Annotated in this window: 19 protein-coding genes and 1 pseudogene; 12 read left to right on the top strand and 8 right to left on the bottom strand. The window is 60.0% G+C overall.

From position 1 onward, the window contains the following. The first annotated feature begins 179 nt into the window (after positions 1-179). Complete coding sequence (locus ACWGKN_RS00625) at positions 180-1565, top strand: aspartate kinase (RefSeq protein WP_424256260.1); 1386 nt, start codon at positions 180-182, stop codon at positions 1563-1565. 124 nt (positions 1566-1689) lie between these two features. Here the strand turns inward: ACWGKN_RS00625 and ACWGKN_RS00620 are convergent, their stop codons facing one another. Continuing rightward, positions 1690-2073 carry a gamma-glutamylcyclotransferase family protein gene (locus tag ACWGKN_RS00620; RefSeq protein WP_035234433.1) on the bottom strand — a complete coding sequence of 128 codons (384 nt, stop codon included), beginning with the start codon at positions 2071-2073 and terminating at the stop codon, positions 1690-1692. Positions 2074-2358: 285 nt separating this feature from the next. On the opposite strand from ACWGKN_RS00620, the gene ACWGKN_RS00615 reads away from it, so the two are divergent. From ACWGKN_RS00615 to ACWGKN_RS00580, 8 genes and pseudogenes are all read left to right on the top strand, one after another. Further along, positions 2359-3297, top strand: a complete 939-nt coding sequence (locus ACWGKN_RS00615; RefSeq protein ID WP_424256259.1) for a DMT family transporter — start codon at positions 2359-2361, stop codon at positions 3295-3297. Positions 3298-3519: 222 nt separating this feature from the next. Then, positions 3520-3810 (top strand): annotated as a pseudogene (locus ACWGKN_RS00610) (response regulator); the annotation flags it as partial. A gap of 129 nt (positions 3811-3939) precedes the next feature. Beyond that, the gene (locus ACWGKN_RS00605; protein ID WP_424256271.1) at positions 3940-4224 is read left to right on the top strand and encodes a winged helix-turn-helix domain-containing protein; all 285 of its coding nucleotides are present in this window, start codon (positions 3940-3942) and stop codon (positions 4222-4224) included. Continuing rightward, complete coding sequence (locus tag ACWGKN_RS00600; protein ID WP_052160370.1) at positions 4221-5294, top strand: sensor histidine kinase; 1074 nt, start codon at positions 4221-4223, stop codon at positions 5292-5294. The genes ACWGKN_RS00605 and ACWGKN_RS00600 overlap by 4 nt, the downstream gene beginning before the upstream one ends. 133 nt (positions 5295-5427) lie before the next feature. Next, entirely contained in the window at positions 5428-5697 is a 270-nt protein-coding gene (locus ACWGKN_RS00595) for a hypothetical protein (RefSeq protein WP_035234437.1), read from the top strand. Positions 5698-5728: 31 nt separating this feature from the next. Then, positions 5729-6805: a peptide-methionine (R)-S-oxide reductase MsrB gene (msrB, locus tag ACWGKN_RS00590; protein ID WP_035234439.1), complete on the top strand. Its 1077-nt coding sequence runs from the start codon at positions 5729-5731 to the stop codon at positions 6803-6805. Between the two features lie 86 nt (positions 6806-6891). Next, on the top strand, positions 6892-7266 hold the full coding sequence (locus ACWGKN_RS00585) for a DUF2784 domain-containing protein (RefSeq protein WP_035234442.1): 375 nt from the start codon (positions 6892-6894) through the stop codon (positions 7264-7266). A gap of 158 nt (positions 7267-7424) precedes the next feature. Further along, positions 7425-8036: a nitroreductase family protein gene (locus ACWGKN_RS00580; protein WP_035234444.1), complete on the top strand. Its 612-nt coding sequence runs from the start codon at positions 7425-7427 to the stop codon at positions 8034-8036. Between the two features lie 29 nt (positions 8037-8065). Here ACWGKN_RS00580 and ACWGKN_RS00575 read toward each other — a convergent pair whose 3' ends face one another. Then, on the bottom strand, positions 8066-8635 hold the full coding sequence (locus tag ACWGKN_RS00575) for a YkgJ family cysteine cluster protein (protein ID WP_035234446.1): 570 nt from the start codon (positions 8633-8635) through the stop codon (positions 8066-8068). A 131-nt stretch (positions 8636-8766) separates the two neighbouring features. Between ACWGKN_RS00575 and ACWGKN_RS00570 the strand changes: the two genes are divergently transcribed. Further along, a complete protein-coding gene (locus ACWGKN_RS00570; protein WP_035229874.1) occupies positions 8767-9081 on the top strand; it encodes a BON domain-containing protein in 315 nt (104 codons plus the stop codon). A 70-nt stretch (positions 9082-9151) separates the two neighbouring features. On the opposite strand, the gene ACWGKN_RS00565 is transcribed toward ACWGKN_RS00570, so the two are convergent. The 6 genes from ACWGKN_RS00565 to ACWGKN_RS00540 form a co-directional block, all read right to left on the bottom strand. Then, positions 9152-9655: a hypothetical protein gene (locus tag ACWGKN_RS00565; protein ID WP_424256258.1), complete on the bottom strand. Its 504-nt coding sequence runs from the start codon at positions 9653-9655 to the stop codon at positions 9152-9154. A gap of 213 nt (positions 9656-9868) precedes the next feature. Then, positions 9869-11008 carry an MFS transporter gene (locus ACWGKN_RS00560; protein WP_424256257.1) on the bottom strand — a complete coding sequence of 380 codons (1140 nt, stop codon included), beginning with the start codon at positions 11006-11008 and terminating at the stop codon, positions 9869-9871. A gap of 118 nt (positions 11009-11126) precedes the next feature. Beyond that, on the bottom strand, positions 11127-11756 hold the full coding sequence (locus tag ACWGKN_RS00555; RefSeq protein ID WP_452094483.1) for a PAS domain-containing protein: 630 nt from the start codon (positions 11754-11756) through the stop codon (positions 11127-11129). Beyond that, a complete protein-coding gene (locus ACWGKN_RS00550; RefSeq protein WP_052159976.1) occupies positions 11698-11985 on the bottom strand; it encodes a response regulator in 288 nt (95 codons plus the stop codon). Before ACWGKN_RS00550 ends, ACWGKN_RS00555 begins: the two co-directional genes overlap by 59 nt. Positions 11986-12015: 30 nt before the next feature. Continuing rightward, on the bottom strand, positions 12016-12402 hold the full coding sequence (locus ACWGKN_RS00545; protein WP_452094482.1) for a response regulator transcription factor: 387 nt from the start codon (positions 12400-12402) through the stop codon (positions 12016-12018). A 35-nt stretch (positions 12403-12437) separates the two neighbouring features. Further along, a complete protein-coding gene (locus ACWGKN_RS00540; RefSeq protein ID WP_424256255.1) occupies positions 12438-12920 on the bottom strand; it encodes a hypothetical protein in 483 nt (160 codons plus the stop codon). Positions 12921-13598: 678 nt separating this feature from the next. On the opposite strand from ACWGKN_RS00540, the gene ACWGKN_RS00535 reads away from it, so the two are divergent. After that, positions 13599-14993, top strand: coding sequence for a sigma-54-dependent transcriptional regulator (locus ACWGKN_RS00535; RefSeq protein ID WP_035229859.1), 1395 nt, complete (start codon positions 13599-13601; stop codon positions 14991-14993). Positions 14994-15131: 138 nt separating this feature from the next. Next, entirely contained in the window at positions 15132-16016 is an 885-nt protein-coding gene (locus ACWGKN_RS00530; protein ID WP_424256253.1) for a rhomboid family intramembrane serine protease, read from the top strand. Positions 16017-16163 lie beyond the last annotated feature (147 nt).

The following is a 16163-nucleotide window of genomic DNA, read 5'->3' as shown; positions in this document are numbered from 1 at the left end:
GGACGGGGAGAAAAAGACCTTGATCTGTAACGCTCATCTGTGCTAGCTTTGCCAGTTTCTGGTCTGCTGCTGCATGCCGGCAACGGCCTTTCACTCTCATGACCGGCGGGGCGGCACAAGCCAAGAGACAGGTCCCGCCCGTTGTATTGTCCACCCTCTCACGGTCCCGACCACAGCCCATGCATACCCCACCCCTTCGCGTCGAAAAAATCGGCGGCACCTCGATGTCCCGATTTCCGGAGATCGTCGACAATATCATCCTCCGCAACCCCGACGACATCTACGGCCGCATCTATATCGTCTCCGCCTACAGCGGCATCACCAACGAGCTCCTCGAACACAAGAAGACCGGCAATCCCGGGATCTACCAGCTGTTCAGGGAGCAGCAGAACTATCCCCGGAAACTGCTTGACCTGCGTGACAACCTCTTCAAACTGAACGAGGCCCTGGCGCCGGTCGGACTCAACCTCGACGAGGCCAATGATTTCATCGGCGATCACATCGATCTGACCATCAATATCCTCCGCAGCATGGATAACGTCCTCTCCTCGGGATACGTCTCGCACAAGGCCCTGCTCCTGGCCGCCCGTGAACTGCTGGCCTCCCTCGGCGAGATGCACAGCGCCTTCAATTCGGCGAATATCCTGAAGAACCAGGGATATAACTCGACTTTTGTCGATCTCAGCGGTTGGGAGGATAGCCGGCAGCTGACCATCGACGAGCGGATCAAGGACAGCTTCAGCTCGATCGACCCGTTTGCGACCATCTGTTTCGCCACCGGCTACACCAAGGGCAAGGAAGGCATCATGCGGGAATTCGACCGCGGCTATTCCGAGGTGACCTTCTCCAAGGTGGCGGTCCTCCTCGGTGCCACCGAGGCGATCATCCACAAGGAGTACCATCTGTGTTCCGGCGACCCGCTGGTGATCGGCGAGGACCAGATCCACCCGGTCTGCAACACCAACTTCGATGTGGCCGACCAGCTGGCCGACGTCGGCATGGAGGCGATCCACCCCAAGGCATCGAAGCCGCTCGAGATCAACAACATCCCGATCCGGATCAAAAACGCCTTCGATCCCGACCACTCCGGGACACTGATCACCAAGGATTTCATCGCCCCAAAATCCAAGGTCGAAATCGTCACCGGCTCCGACAAGGTCGTCAGCCTGGAGATCCATGACACCCGCATGGTCGGCGAGGTCGGCTTCGACCTGCGCATCATGCAGGTCCTGGCCAAGCACCAGGTGTCCTATATCAGCAAGGCCACGAATGCCAACACCATCGCGATGATCATCGCCGACCGCGATTGCTCGCCGGAGTTGCTGGGCGATCTGGGCGACAAATTCGAATCGGTCTCCAGCCGACCGGTGGCCATTGTCTGCGCCATCGGCTCGAATATCGGTCAACCGGGTATCCTGGCCAGGGCCGCCCAGGCGCTGGCCGCCGACGAAATCAATATTCTGGCAGTTTCCCAGACTCCCCGCCAGACCAATATGCAGTTCATCGTCGAAAGAATCCAGTTTGCCCAGGCCCAGCGGGCCCTGCACCGGGCGCTCTGCATGTAGGAAACGGCAAGGGCCGGGCATGCCCGCTCCGACACGCCCGGCCCTTGCCGGTACCCCTCAATCAGCCATTTCTGCAGTGGTGTTCACTGCCCGCAGCAGCTGCGCCCCCGAGCCGGTCCCCTTCTCAGCGTGACGGCTCAACTTCCTTCAGAAATTTTCCCGACGGCACCAGGAATCCACGCTTGTCGAGGCTGAAATACAACCAGGCCGTCTCCAGGCGTTTTTCCCGCTCTCCCTCATCGACCAGGACCTCGACCTCCTCCCGCCGGTACCAGTCGGGATGGCCCTCCAGGCTATCGAGGGCGGCCAGGATTTTCTCATCGACACGGTAGAGTTCCCCGAAAATCGGCGAAACCGCCTCCTCCTTGAGGACAATCGGCGTCCCGGTTGTATACATCGCAAACTTCTGCACTGTCTGCGCCGGACCAAGAAATTCGGCGCCACTGAGCAGACGGTGATTGCTGAACCCCTTCTTCAGGGTGCCATAGACAAATACGAGATAATGCATGAAATCTTCCACCTGTGAAGTATTCCCCGGCATTGCCGCCGAACATAATCAAAGAATTTGATATAATATTTATAATATTTAAATGATACCTTCGTGAAAAGCAATCGAATAACGAAATGCCGCCGGCACAATTACCAGTCATTACATACCACATAAGGTTTGTCTTGGAACACTTTTCATGCCTCGGATGAGCGCCGGGGCTATCTTCGCGTTGCCGTATGATGATTCCTGTGGTATCACGGGGCACCGTTTTTTCATTCCCGTTTTGATCGGAGGATACCGTCAATGCCGCCGCAGCCCGCCGAAACGATGAACCTGAAAGGAATTGTCGCCGCCCTGCTCTCCGCCCTGTTTATGGGGACCATCGGCGTTTTTTCGAAGATCACCGGCCTGCCCGCCGAAACCGTCACCTTCTTCCGCCTCTTTTTCGGTGCCGGCTTCATGTTGCTCTTCCTTGTTGCGTGCCGACAGACCGGCTGTCTCCGGCGGTGGCCTACCTGGCCGGTCCTGATCAACGGCGGCATGTTGTCCGGCTTCATCATCTTCTATGTCCAGGCGATGAATCTGACGACGATGGCCAACGCCATCATGCTGGTCTACCTGGCCCCGCTGACCGCTTCCATCTTCGCCCACTTCTTTCTCGGCGAGCGGCTCAACCGCGCCAGTGTCCTGCTGATCGCCACGGCCCTTTTCGGCTTCGCGATGATGATGGAGTTCCGCATCGACTTCTCCAGCGGCAGCAATCATTTCGCCGGCATCTGCCTGGCGGCCCTGGCATCGTGCTGCTATGCCGCCTTCATCCTCATCAACCGGACAATCAAGGAACATGTCCATGTCTACAGCCGGACCTTCTACCAGCTGCTGACCGGGGCCATCATTATGCTGCCCTTCCTCGTCGCCGGACCGCCGGCGATCTCGACGATCAACTGGCTGTGGCTGATCGGAACCGGCCTTTTTCCCGGGTTCCTCGCCATTCTTTTCGCTGTCGTCGCCCTCAGCACCCTTCCGGCCGCAACCTTCGGCACCCTGGCCTACTTCGAACCGATCGCCGTCATCGCCTTCGGCTGGCTGATCTTCAACGAGACCCTGGCTCCGCTGCAGATCGCCGGCTGCCTGCTGATACTCGGCAGCGGAGTCTTCAAGACCTGGCTCAGCGCCAGGCCGGTGACGGTCAAAGGCTGTCCGGTCGCCCTTGACCCGGCCGAACCGGGGCGCAGCGATTGACAACGTCTGGCCCCGGTGCTTCAGCCGCAGAGACTTTACCAAGTCAGCCCCTTGATCACAAGACGGGACCCAGGGAAAAAACATACATCGGCCGGGAGCGCCGGCCATGGCGGTCAAGATGTTTTTTTGACGTTGGATTTTCTCCCCGGAAGTGCCTACATTCTGTGACAAGCACCCTTTTCCGGCCGCCATCCCTGCCGCGACTCAGACACGGAGGAAATCATGCTGCGCTGCTCCGGACCGGTGTTGATCGTCGAGGACGACCTCAACACCGCCAATCTGGTCAAAACCTATCTCGAGCATGAGGGGTTTACCAGTGAAATCGCCACCGATGGCGAAACGGCCGTGCTCCTGGCCCGACGTCGCCGGCCCTGCATCATCATCCTCGACATCATGCTGCCCAGACTCGATGGCTGGGAGGTCTGCCGCCAGGTACGGACCTTCTCCAACGTGCCGGTGCTGATGCTGACCGCCCGGGAGGAGGAGATCGACCGGGTGACCGGTCTGTCGCTCGGCGCCGATGATTACGTCGTCAAACCCTTCAGCCCTCGCGAACTGGTGGCCCGGGTCAAGGCCATCCTGCGGCGCTCGAGCCTGCAGGCCAACAGTCAGGGCAAGAAGCTGATTTCCGGCGGGCTGGAGATGGATCTGGAAAAACACCGCGTCAGCCTTGACGGCCGGACCATCGACCTGACCAGTTCGGAATACAAACTGCTCCAGGCCCTGATGCAGGCCCCCGGGCGGGTCTTCTCCCGCAACGAACTGCTCGATACCGTCTATCATGACGGCGAGATCGTCATCGATCGGGTGATAGATGTCCATATCGGCAAATTGCGGCAGAAGATCGAGCAGCAGCCGTCCCAACCCCGCTACATCCGCACCGTCCGCGGATTCGGTTACGCCTTCGCCGACCCGGGGGATCTATGAACCCTATCAGACAACGCCTGCTGTGGAAACTGCTGCTGGTCAACGGGATCCCGGTGGTGACGATCATCCTGGTTATCTGGCTGGCCCTCGATCACCTCGCTACCGGCAATTTTCCCGATCCGGCAGGAAACAACCCGGTGCCGCCGACAGATATCCACCAGACGTTTGTCACCGCCATCCACCACACCCTGATCTTGGCCAGCCTCGCCGCCCTGCTGCTGGGTTTTGTCCTCAGTTACCTGCTGACCCGCAGGGTGCTGAAACCGCTCTCGCAGATGAACGCCGCCACCCGCGCGGTGGCGGCAGGCAACTTCTCGTCCCGGGTGGAGGTCACCACCGGCGATGAGGTGGGACAACTCGGCACCTCCTTCAACCACATGGCCGACAGTCTGGAACGGATCGAACAGCTGCGCAAAAACATGGTGGCCGATGTCGCCCACGAACTGCGGACGCCGTTGACCAACCTGCGCGGCTATCTCGAGGCCCTGAACGACCATGTCCTCATCCCTTCCCCCGAGACTCTGCACATGCTGCTGGGCGAGACCCTGCGCCTGGTCAAGCTGGTCGACAATCTCCAGCAACTGGCCCGCGCCGATGCCGCCAGGACATCCCTGCACCGCCAGCAGCTGGTGATCTCCGAGCAACTGCAGGAGATGCTCGCCCTGTACCGGCCGAGCATCGAGGAAAAACGCATCGAGGTGGCGACCGATTTTCCGGCCGAGGCCGACACGGTACTGGCAGATCGGGATAAATTCCTGCAGACGGTCCGCAATCTCCTCGACAACTGCGTCAAATACACCCCGCACGGGGGACAGGTTGCCATTTCCAGCAAACGCCACGCCGATGGACTGCAGGTCCTCTTCTGCAACAGCGGCCCTGAAATCTCCAGCGATGACCTCCCCTTCATCTTCGAGCGCTTCTTCCGTACCGACCGCTCCCGCAGCCGCAACGCCGGGGGCTCCGGTCTCGGCCTGGCGATCACCCGGGAACTGATCGAGGCCCACGGCGGTCGGGTCGGGGCCGACAGCAAGGATGGACGGACCTGCATCTGGTTCATCCTCCCCTGCTGAAAATTGCAGCTCCCGCCATCTTTACCAGATCTTTACATAGCCGTTATACCATCCTTACAGCGGCGCCTTATTTTTGAGTCATCGGAGGTGATTTCTCATCGCCTTCATTAACTGAACCTGAGGAGAAATCGTCATGAGAACTCTTACAAAATCGATCTTGGCACTCGTTGCAGTATTGTCCCTTTCCATGTTCGTCGCCGGCTGTGGATCAAAATCCGCTGACTATCAGGGCTATTCGGCCCCGGGCGCCGGAAGCGGCATGACCGCTGACAACTTCTCGGACGCAGGTCCCGGACGATCCGACCCGACTCGGGGTGCAGGTGTCTCCGACAATGACACCCACAACGAGGGTGCCTTCGGGCCCACCAATGAAGCACGAGGCACGGAATCGCACGAGAACTAACCATTAAACGGAAACCTGCAGGGAGGCCGGCATGAAATGGGTTCGGACAGGCGTCATCACGGCGCTGGCGATACTGTTCACTGCCGGCTTCACTGTAACCGCAAAGAAGGAAAATCAAGACGTGATCACATCTTCCCCACCTCCGGCAACCGAGAAGGCCCTCTTTGCCGGCGGCTGTTTCTGGTGTATGGAAAAGCCCTTCGAAGATCTGGAAGGGGTTGTTTCGGTGATTTCCGGTTATGCCGGCGGCACCACGGAAAACCCGACCTATGAAAACTATGGCGCGGGCGGACACACCGAGGTCGTTGAGGTCGTCTACGATCCGCAGAAAATTTCCTACAGCAGACTGCTCGACGTCTTCTGGCGACAGATCGACCCGACCGACGGCAGCGGCCAGTTTGTCGACCGTGGGCACGAATACATTTCCGCCATCTTCGTCTACAATGAACAACAGCGGCGGTTGGCAGTGGCCTCGAGACAGCGGCTGGCAGCCAGCGGCATCCTGAACGGGCCGGTCGTCACCGAGATTCTGGATGCGCCCCGTTTCTGGAAAGCGGAGGAATATCACCAGGATTATTACAAGAACAATCCGATACGTTACAAATTCTACCGTTCACGGTCGGGACGAGATGATTTTCTCCGCACGACCTGGAAAAAGGTCGCGATCGATCTCTCCGGGGAAGGGAGCGGACAGGATCTACGGCGGAGGCTGTCCGCCATGCAGTATCACGTGACCCGGGAAAACGGCACCGAGCCGCCTTTCAAGAACGAATACTGGGACAACAAGAAAGCCGGTCTCTACGTCGATATCGTCTCCGGTGAGCCACTCTTCAGCTCGCGCGACAAGTTCGATTCGGGGACCGGCTGGCCCAGCTTCACCCGGCCGGTGGTTGCGGACAACATCGTCGAGCATGAGGACCGGGGCCTTTTCTCCGCCCGGACCGAGGTCCGCAGCCGCAAGGGCGATTCTCATCTCGGCCATGTCTTTGACGACGGACCGCCGCCGACGGGACTGCGCTACTGCATCAATTCCGCCGCCCTCCGCTTCATCGAGGTTGAAAAACTCGCCGAATCGGGATACGGAGAGTTTGTCGAGCAGTTCAAATAAACCGCAACACCCGGGGGTGAAGGCCATAGCACGCCCGCCCCGCTGATTTCTTCCGCCACTGTGCCGTCGACCGGTATCACCGCCCCATGCCCTATCGCCTCCTCAGCGACCTGGTCGTCGTCCTCCACCTGCTGTTCATCCTCTTCGTCGCCGCTGGCGGTCTGCTGGTCCTGCGGTGGCCCCGCCTCGCCGTGCTGCATGTGCCGGCGGTCGCGTGGGGCGCCTGCATCGAATTCACGGGCGGCATCTGCCCGCTGACCCCTCTTGAAAATCACTTCAGCCGGCTCGCCGGTCGCAAAGGCTATGCCGGCGGCTTCATCGAACACTATCTGCTCCCCATCATCTATCCGGATGGACTGACCCGGGAGATCCAGGTCGGGCTCGGCCTGCTGGTCGTCGCCGTCAACGCCGGCGCCTATCTGCTGCTGCTCCGCAGCGCCCTCCGCCGGACGCGAACATAGCGGCGCCCCCCCATCCGCGCCTCTGCCGCGGAGAGGGGACCATCGTCGCCACAAGATGTTTGCCGCGAAACCATCTTCTGGTATAATTGGGCCTTGCCGGAACAGGGACGGCAGTCCCTTGTTTCCTTCCATTTTTTCCAGCAAGAGCAAATTGATCGATGAACAGTACGCACGCCAATCCCACCCTCGAGACCATCTTTCGCCGCCACAGCATCCGCCAGTTCCAGGAAACGCAGGTCGATGAACAACTGGTCAAGATCATCCTCGATGCCGCCAACCAGGCCCCTTCCGCCCATAACCAGCAATCATGGCGCTTTGTCGTGCTACGGGAGAAAAAACGCCTGGAGCTGGCCCATCTCGTCGCCGGTCGGGCAGGCGACTTCCCCAAGCCCTCGTCGTCGATCCTGCGGATGGCCTCGCGCTGCCTGGCCAGCGCCCCGGTAGTGATCAGCGTCAATAACACCGGCAGTTTGATCGCCCACGGCAGCGAGCTGTTCAACATCGAACGGGAACGGTCCCTCGATTTTTTCCGGACCATGGAGATCCAGAGTTCGGCCGCCGCCGTCGAAAATCTCCTCCTCGCCGCCACCTCCCTTGGCCTCGGCAGCGTCTGGCTCGGCATCCTCTACCTGATCAAGGACGAGGTCCTTACCTTTCTCGGCGAGAGCAAGGGCGAGTTTATGGCGGTCATCCCCATCGGCTACCCGAAAAAGAACCAGGGAGGACCGCAGAAAAAACCGCTCGAGTATGTCCTGAAGGAATTCGACTGATCGCGAAAAACCGGAATGGAGAGAAGAAATCAGGCCGGCGGGCAGGCAAGGTCGGCCAGGGCGATCCTGACCGCCGCCGCTACTCCGTTATCCTGACTGTAGCGGAGATTGAGGGCGGCAAGCCGTTCGTTGAAGCCGTCCATGAAGAGCAGATCCTCCTGCTCGAGGACGTCGTCGACGGCGAAGTTCAGGGGACAGGCCGAGACCTCGATCCGCTCTTCGATTTCGTCGATATAGGCCAGGGCCATGCCCTGGGTGCGGCAGATGATCGGCCGCCGCGGATAGACGGTGCAGCGGTCGTCGTGGAGAAAAAGGCACCGGCCCTTCCGGCCCTTCCGGCGCTGCCCCCCGGTCGCCCGCCAATCCAGCCCCGCAAGCAGCATCGCCGCCTCCAGCGGCAGGACCGAAAATTCCATGCAGCAGTTCGAACACCCCGGCCGGCAGCGGATTCTTCCGGCCAGCCGGCCCGCGGCAAGTCCGCTCACAACCCGGTCGATCTCCATGGCGAGTTGGAGATACGCGTCGCGCACCTGCCGGGTGGGGGGTGGCAATTTCCTGGGTTCGATCATCGACAGTAGAGCGAGGACGGTGCCGATCACGGCGGGAGAGGTAATTCTCCCATCTTGCCGGTCGGCGCAATTGTGTTTATATTTTAAGCTTTACGCACAGTATGCGGCAGCGTCCATGAGGGGATGCTGTCTCTTGCTGCCATTCATCGGAGGACATCGTTATGCTGCACAAATCGAAGCGACTCGTTTTCGCCCTTGTCGTCACACTCTGTTCCGCCCTGCTGATCTCCTGCTACACCCCGGCCGGAAGAAGCGCCGGAGAGGTAGTGGACGATGCCGGCATCACCACCCAGGTCAAGACCTCGCTTCTGGCCAACAAGGCACTCGAGGGGCTCGCGATTTCCGTCAAGACCTTCTCCGGCGAGGTCACCCTCACCGGGGCCGTCGATACCCCCGAACAGGTGCGGAAGGCCGCGGAGATCGCCTCCTCCGTCCGTGGCGTCAAAAAGGTCAACAATCTCGTGACGGTGAAATAGCGCTTCACTCGGTTGCCGGGGGTGGACCGGCAGTGCGACTCCTCCCCCCGGCATCTGCCCGTAACCGGGACTACAGGGCGAAGCGGAGGGCGGCGCCAAAGAAGATGGTGTCGGTATCGATATCGGTGTCGTCATCCTCCAACTGCGCCGAATCGTTGAATCGGTAGTTGGCGGACAAATCGACGTAGACACTGGGCAGCATTTCGAGATTCAAACCGACCCTGAAGGCATAGAACGGGTCGTCGGCAAAATCGCCGTCGGTGCGGATGAGCCCCATTCCGGCTCCGGCATAGATCGTGCTGCCGACCAGGATATAGGCCTCCGGGGCATAGGCGGTCTCACCGAAGCGATCGGGCAGCAGCTCCATATCCACCTCGATGCCGAGAAAATCCCACCAGTGCTGATAACTGACGAGATAGGAAAAACCATCGTCATCATCAACCCCTTCCTCGTCAAGATCATCGACCGCAACCCAGTAATTGGCGCCGCCGCCAATCCGGTGTTCGCCGGCCTGCAGATCAGCGGTGAACAGCACCAAGCCCAGAGCCAGGATCGCCATCAACAGTCTGTTCATCGTCATTCCTCCTTTCCTGTAGTTAATTCCACTTCAACACGACAGCCCCGGCAACTCGGACGATCCGCTGCCATCGGGGCCGAACTTCCCCTGCACATTCCGAACTGTAAGATGGCTATGGTACCAGAGCAGCGGTGAAATGACAATCACCGGGAGACCACCGGCCACTGATCGGTGGCCGAGGTCTCCCTGAGACCCGCATCACCGCCGGAATCAGGGTTGACGCAGGGTGACCAGGCGGGGCAGCAGATACCAGGCACAGATGGTGAAGACGGATGACCCGACCCCGAGCCAGCCGAGGGTCGTGATCTTGTCGGCCCAGTCGAGGGAGATGGCCCACATCGAACAGGCGCCGGTGATGAAAAAGATGAAGACCATGAACGATGCGGCCGTGCCGACATCCGTCTCGACCTGCTCGAGAATGTGGTTGTTGCCGGGGGGGCGGGTGAACGAGAAGCTGAAGGTGAAGAACCACATCGGGAGCGTAATCCGCCAGGTGTCGGGCAACAGCGGCACGGCCATCACCAGGGCCGAGCAGGCCATTCCGAGGAAGCCGAACGGCAGGAGACGCATCAGCGGTCTTTTTCGTATCGCCCGGGAGAAGGCCATCGGGGCAACCATGAAGGCCGCCGAGTTGAGGGCGAAAAAATAGCCGTATTGCCGCTCGCCGTAGCCGAGCCGGGTGATGTAGATATCGGGCGAGGCGGCGATGAAGGCAAAAAAGGGCATTCCCATGACGGCAAACGTCAGGGCCAGGAGGATATAACGCCGGTTGCGGAACAGACGTGCATAGTTGGAGGCCACCCGCGACAGGGGTTCGGCGACGATGGTATGAAGGGTTTCCTTAAGCCGCACGACCCCGAAGAACGCCACCGACCCCAGCAGGGCCTGGATGACGAAGATGAAGCGCCAGGACGTCAGGCTGATGACCCAGCCGCCGACCACCGGGGCCAGCATTGGAGCGGCGGCCGTTATGATGCCGAGCTGAATGAAGATCCGCTGCCGCACCTGGCCGGTAAACATATCCTTGCTGATCGCCAGGGCGCTTGCCGAGGCCGAGGCAGCTCCAGCCCCTTGTGCTATCCTGGCAATAATCATCGTCTCCACCCCTCCGGCCATCGCACAGAACAGGCTGGCGGCAACGAACAGACCGATGCCGGCGAGCAGCGGCGGCCGGCGGCCGTACCTGTCGGACAACGGTCCATAGACCAGCAGGAACCCGCAGTAGGTGGCGAAAAAACAGACCGGGGTCAGGTTGACTGTGGCCAGCGGTGCCTGACCGGGCGGCAGGCCCTGTCCCGGATGGTCGGCCGCCGCGCCGTCATTGACCAGGACGGGACGCCCCCGACGCACCACCTCCCCCCAGATCCCGCACTGCTCCAGCGGCCAGCGGGCCTGGAGATCAATCAGGCCGCATTGCCGGACTCCGCCGTCGAACCAGGCACAGAGGCTGAATTCCTTCCTCAGATCATCATATTGACAGGTATAGCCGACCTCGCTGCCGGTGAGCGCGAGGATCTATCGCAGGGCAAAATCGAGCAGTTCCTGGACCCCTCCCTCCGGCCGGATGCTGATGGATGCGCAGCAGACTCTCCAGACGAGCCTCGTCGAGCAGGACCTCCTGCTCGGCCAGCTTGCGCTCGGTGATATCGATGGCGAAACCGTCGATCATCTCCTCGCCGGCATTCCCATCGACCGGATCATCAGAGGTCAACCTGGCGTTCATCGAAATCCAGATCCGCCGGCCGTCCTTCCTTTTCCCCTCATATTCAAAATGGTTGACGGCTTTCGTCTGTCGCAGCAGGTTGATGAATTCCTGCCGCCGCTGGGGATCGACATAGAGTTGGCTGGCAAGCACGGTGAAATCGCTGAGGGCCTCCTCGGGATCGGCGCATCCGACGATCCTCGCCATTTCGGCATTGACCGCCAGGGCGCGGCCATCCACGGTGGTGCGGAAAATACCGAGGGGTGAACTGTCGAAGATATGCCGGTATCTGGCCTCGCTCTGCTTGAGGGCGAGTTGGTTCGCCCTGAGGTTGCAGTCATGGGAATGCCGGTGCAGGGCCATGCCTATGGTTGCCGTCAGTTCCCGCTCCAGCACCGGTTTTGATCAGGTAGCCGCAGGGAGCGGCGATGACACCGTTCATCGAACCGGCCGGTTCGATGTCCATCAGCACCAGATCCACCTTTCTCTCCATGACAAAGGCCACCGCCTCCTCGCCGGAAGCGATGAGCCCCGCCACCTCGTAACCGAGGCGATTGAGCATGCCCTCCAGATGTATGGCCAGGCGCCCGTCATCCTCCACAATCAGCACCACCGGCTTCGTCATCGGTCGCGATCTCCTTTGCCGTCTCAAAAATCAGGGTGTAACCGGCCCCCTCCTCCGATCGGTGTCGCAGAGCGCTTGCAGGCACCCGAAGACCTTGCGCAGGCCGGACTCCTCCATCTTCAATGCCACCGGCCGCTGTTGCCCAATCTCCAAGTCCGACACCAGAAGAGACTGCTGATCGCTCATGCCGATCCATCGGGTAGATAGAACATTGATCTGTCGGACGACGGCTTCGATCCCCTCCTGACCCGGCATGATAAGATCGGTAATGACGAGGAATTCCGGATTCTTGCGAAACAGCTCGACGGCTTCTCTGCCGTCGTTGCAGGCAACAACGGCGTAACCGTTTCGGCTGAGCAGCTTGAAAAGCATGCCGCGAAAACATTCGTCGTCATCGATGAGCAGTATCTCACGCATGGTTTTCGGGATTTAATTCCTCTTCCAGTTCCTTGTCATCGTTCGCTCCGGCCGCAAAAACGGATCATCCGTTCGAAAACACAAATGATTTCATCTATATCACGATCAAGATGGGAAATAAACCGCGGCATCAGTGCATGCGCCTGCACCGCCATCTGTTGCGAGTTATCGGCCAGCAGGATGACGAGGCGGAAATCGGCAAGGAGCTCTTTATTGTTCAGGAAGCGTTTGAGCTCGGCGACGCCGTCAAGCACGAGTACGAAGATATCGTCGTTCCGCATGCCCCTGTTGTGACAGCGGTCGAAGGTAAAATCCTCGCCCAGCCGTATCACCTGCGCTCCGGCGATCGGTCCAATGCTCGCCGCCAGTTTCTCCACACGGGGCGTATCGTTGACGGCATAGAGATATATATTCATGATTTCCGGGAGAGTTGCAAAATTCTTGAGTGGCACCTCTCTTCCCCGAAATTTCGTGCAGTATATGTACCAGAAACGTCGCTCTCTTGAGGCATCGGTCATTCCCGCCATTTCCGCACCCGGGGAGGCCGGACGCCTGCTCGAACCGACTCAATCCCGCCACTGACTGGGTCTACATTCGAAGACTGAATCAGGGACAGCCCCGAACCGGCGAACCGGAAGGCCGCCCCAGGCAACAACCGCAAGGAAAAAGCGAGATGCGGTCTCAGCCGGGCTCATCGCCCGATTACTGTCCACCAAACGAGACCAAGTCCATTACATTGGACTGGTCCCCAAACCGGATCTCCAGCCGACTGGGGATTTCTCCCCCTTGTCGGGATGCCCCATCGTCCCAGAGAGGCCCCTCCCCTCGCCAGTCGTCATGCAACAAGCTAAATTCCGGCCCGTGAGCAGTATCGCCGATCCCGGCTGTATCAACAAACATGGAATGCAGCCTGCACAGCATACCCCGAGTTGCCATCGACAGCCATGTCCGTTAAGCTGGAGCATCTTCGCCAAACGGTCATGGAGTGGTTGACACGTGGATTGCCGCCAAAGGGATCGGCCGCGAGTCATCCGGGGAATATCCTTGACGGATTGAGGTCGGCGACACCCGATCTGCCGCCCATCATGCCGGCCAGCCATTTTTCATGGAGCCGCCCAAAAAATGCGTTGATCCACAGCGCCGGATAGATTTCACTGACGAGATGAAACTGCTCTCACCATCATTGAGGAAAGGCAATGGCTGATATACTCGTGGTCGATGACGACAGGGATATCTGCCGGATGCTCGAAACACGGCTCGGCCGATCCGGTCACAACCACTTCGTCGCCCACACCCTGGCCGACGCCCTGCGGCTGGCGGAGCGGGTCGAGTTCGATATCGTTTTGCTCGACGTTCAGATGCCCGATGGCAATGGGCTGGAATACATACCCCGATTCCGGACCTTCGCCTCTTCTCCCGAGGTGATCATCTTCACCGGGAGGGGTGACAGCGACAGCGCCGGCAAGGCGATCAGGAGCGGTGCCTGGGGATATATCGAAAAGGCCAACGTCATCAACGAGCTTGCCCCGCCCTTGACCAGGGCCCTTGAATACCGTGAGGAAAAAAGAAAAAGCCGGGTCGCGCCGTTCCACCTCAACCGAGACAGGATCATCGGCCGCAGCATCAGGATGAACGCCTGTTTCGATATTGTCGCCAAGGCGGCCGGCAGTGAAGCCAACGTCCTGATCTCCGGCGAGACCGGCACCGGCAAGGAGCTGTTCGCCAGGGCGATCCATGAAAACAGCAGCCGGGCGGACCGGAACATCGTCACCGTCGATTGCGCCGCGCTGCCCGAAACGCTGATCGAAAGCGCCCTCTTCGGCCACAGCCGAGGCGCTTTCACCGGTGCCGATCAGGCCCGGGACGGCCTGATCACCCATGCCGACGGCGGCGTCCTCTTCCTCGACGAGGTCGGCGAGTTGCCCCCTTCGATCCAGAAATCCTTTCTCCGGGTCCTGCAGGAACACCGATATCGCCCCGTAGGTTCCCTGGAGGAACGGGCCAGCAGTTTCCGGGTGGTGGCGGCCACCAACAGGAACCTCGAGATCTGCGTGCAGCAGGGGACCTTCCGCAGCGATCTCTATTTCCGGCTCCAGGCCTTTACCATCCACCTCCCGCCTTTGCGGGAACGGAAGGAAGATATCGTTGAACTGACCATGCACTGCATTGGCCGCCTCTGCGACCGGATGAAGGTCGAACTGAAGGGGGTTTCTCCGGATTTCATCGAGGCCCTGGCGAGCTACGACTGGCCGGGCAACGTCCGCGAACTGTTCCAGACCATGGAAGAAGTCTTCGCCAATGGCACCCATGCCCGTATCCTCTTTCCTCATCACCTGCCGGAAAGGATCAGAATCAGCCATAGCCGCGGCTATCTCACGCCCAAAGACCGGGAGCCGGCGGAAAACCTGTTGCCATGGCGTCAGGCGAAGGAAAAATTCGAGGCCGAGTACATCGACCGGCTGATGCGCGCGGCCCAGGGTAGAACCAGAAAAGCATGCGAAATTTCAGGAATTTCAAAGGCCAGGCTGTATCAGCTTCTCGGCAAGTACGATCGACTCCCGTCACGCAGGACACCCCTGCCATCACCTTGAAGGATCGATCCGCTGTCATTCGTTGCCGTATACCGCTCCCGATCTTTTCGGAACGGCATCACCCCCGGTCACGACCGCACCCCGGCCTCTCGGGAAATCGCGGCCGAAGATGTTCCATGAACCTCAATGGATGAACGCATGGGTGAACCGCCGGTACTGGTGCACACCACCGATGACCCGGAGGAGATCAGGATCTGCTCGCTGGTGCTTTCAGCCGCCGATATACCGCATACGATCACCTGCCTGTCGAAATCGACCTGGGGGATCGCCGTAGCCGCACAATCGGCCGAAAAGGCCATCTACGAACTGATCGCCTATACGGAGGAAAACCGGGAATGGCCGCCGCCGAGGCCTGAAAATGACAGGTACAGGCCGGCCTTCCAACTGCTCAGCCCATTCATCATCGGCTGCCTTATCCTTCTCTACCTCAAGACCGGTGAATGGCGGCATGATTCGCCATGGTTTGCCGCCGGGGCGGGGGATTCCACCGCCATCCTGGACGATGGCCAGTACTTCCGCCTGGTGACCGCCCTGACCCTGCATGCCGATCCCCTCCACCTGCTGAGCAACTGCGTACTCGGCGCCTTCCTCCTCCATTACCTCTTCCAGCTCCTGGGCAACGGGATCGGCCTGGCGGCCCTCCTGACGGCGGCAAGCCTGGCCAACCTGCTCAATGTCGTCGCCCATGGCCGGGATCATCATTTCGTCGGCTTCTCGACGGCCATATTTGCCGTCATCGGCATGCTCTCCTCCCTCAATTTCCGCCGCCATGCTGCCATCGGTCGCACCCAACTGCTGATGCCGCTGATGGCCGGCCTGGCCATGCTCGCCATGGTCGGCAGCGAAGGAGAACGCACCGACCTCGGCGCCCATTTTTTCGGGCTGGTGATCGGCCTCATCGCCGGCTATCTCTTTGGAACGAAGCCGGTTCTCGCCCTGCGTTCCTCGTTCTGGCTGCAGACTATCCTCACCGGCATTTCACTTGCCATCTTCCTTCTCGCCTGGAAGATGGCCCTCTCCTGATTCGAATCAGCCGGGAAGTGGATTCAGGCCATTGTGCCGCCGATGTCCCGGCACCGGGATATTCACAACCCCACTGAGCCATTTGCAAACTGAACGGTTGCGATCCCCGTCATTTCGACCGGAGGGAGCATATCATGACTCTGAAAG

This window comes from Desulfoprunum sp., from assembly GCF_053613775.1.
Note: the sequence above shows the minus strand (reverse complement) of the source record. Positions and strands in the feature narration are given on the sequence as shown.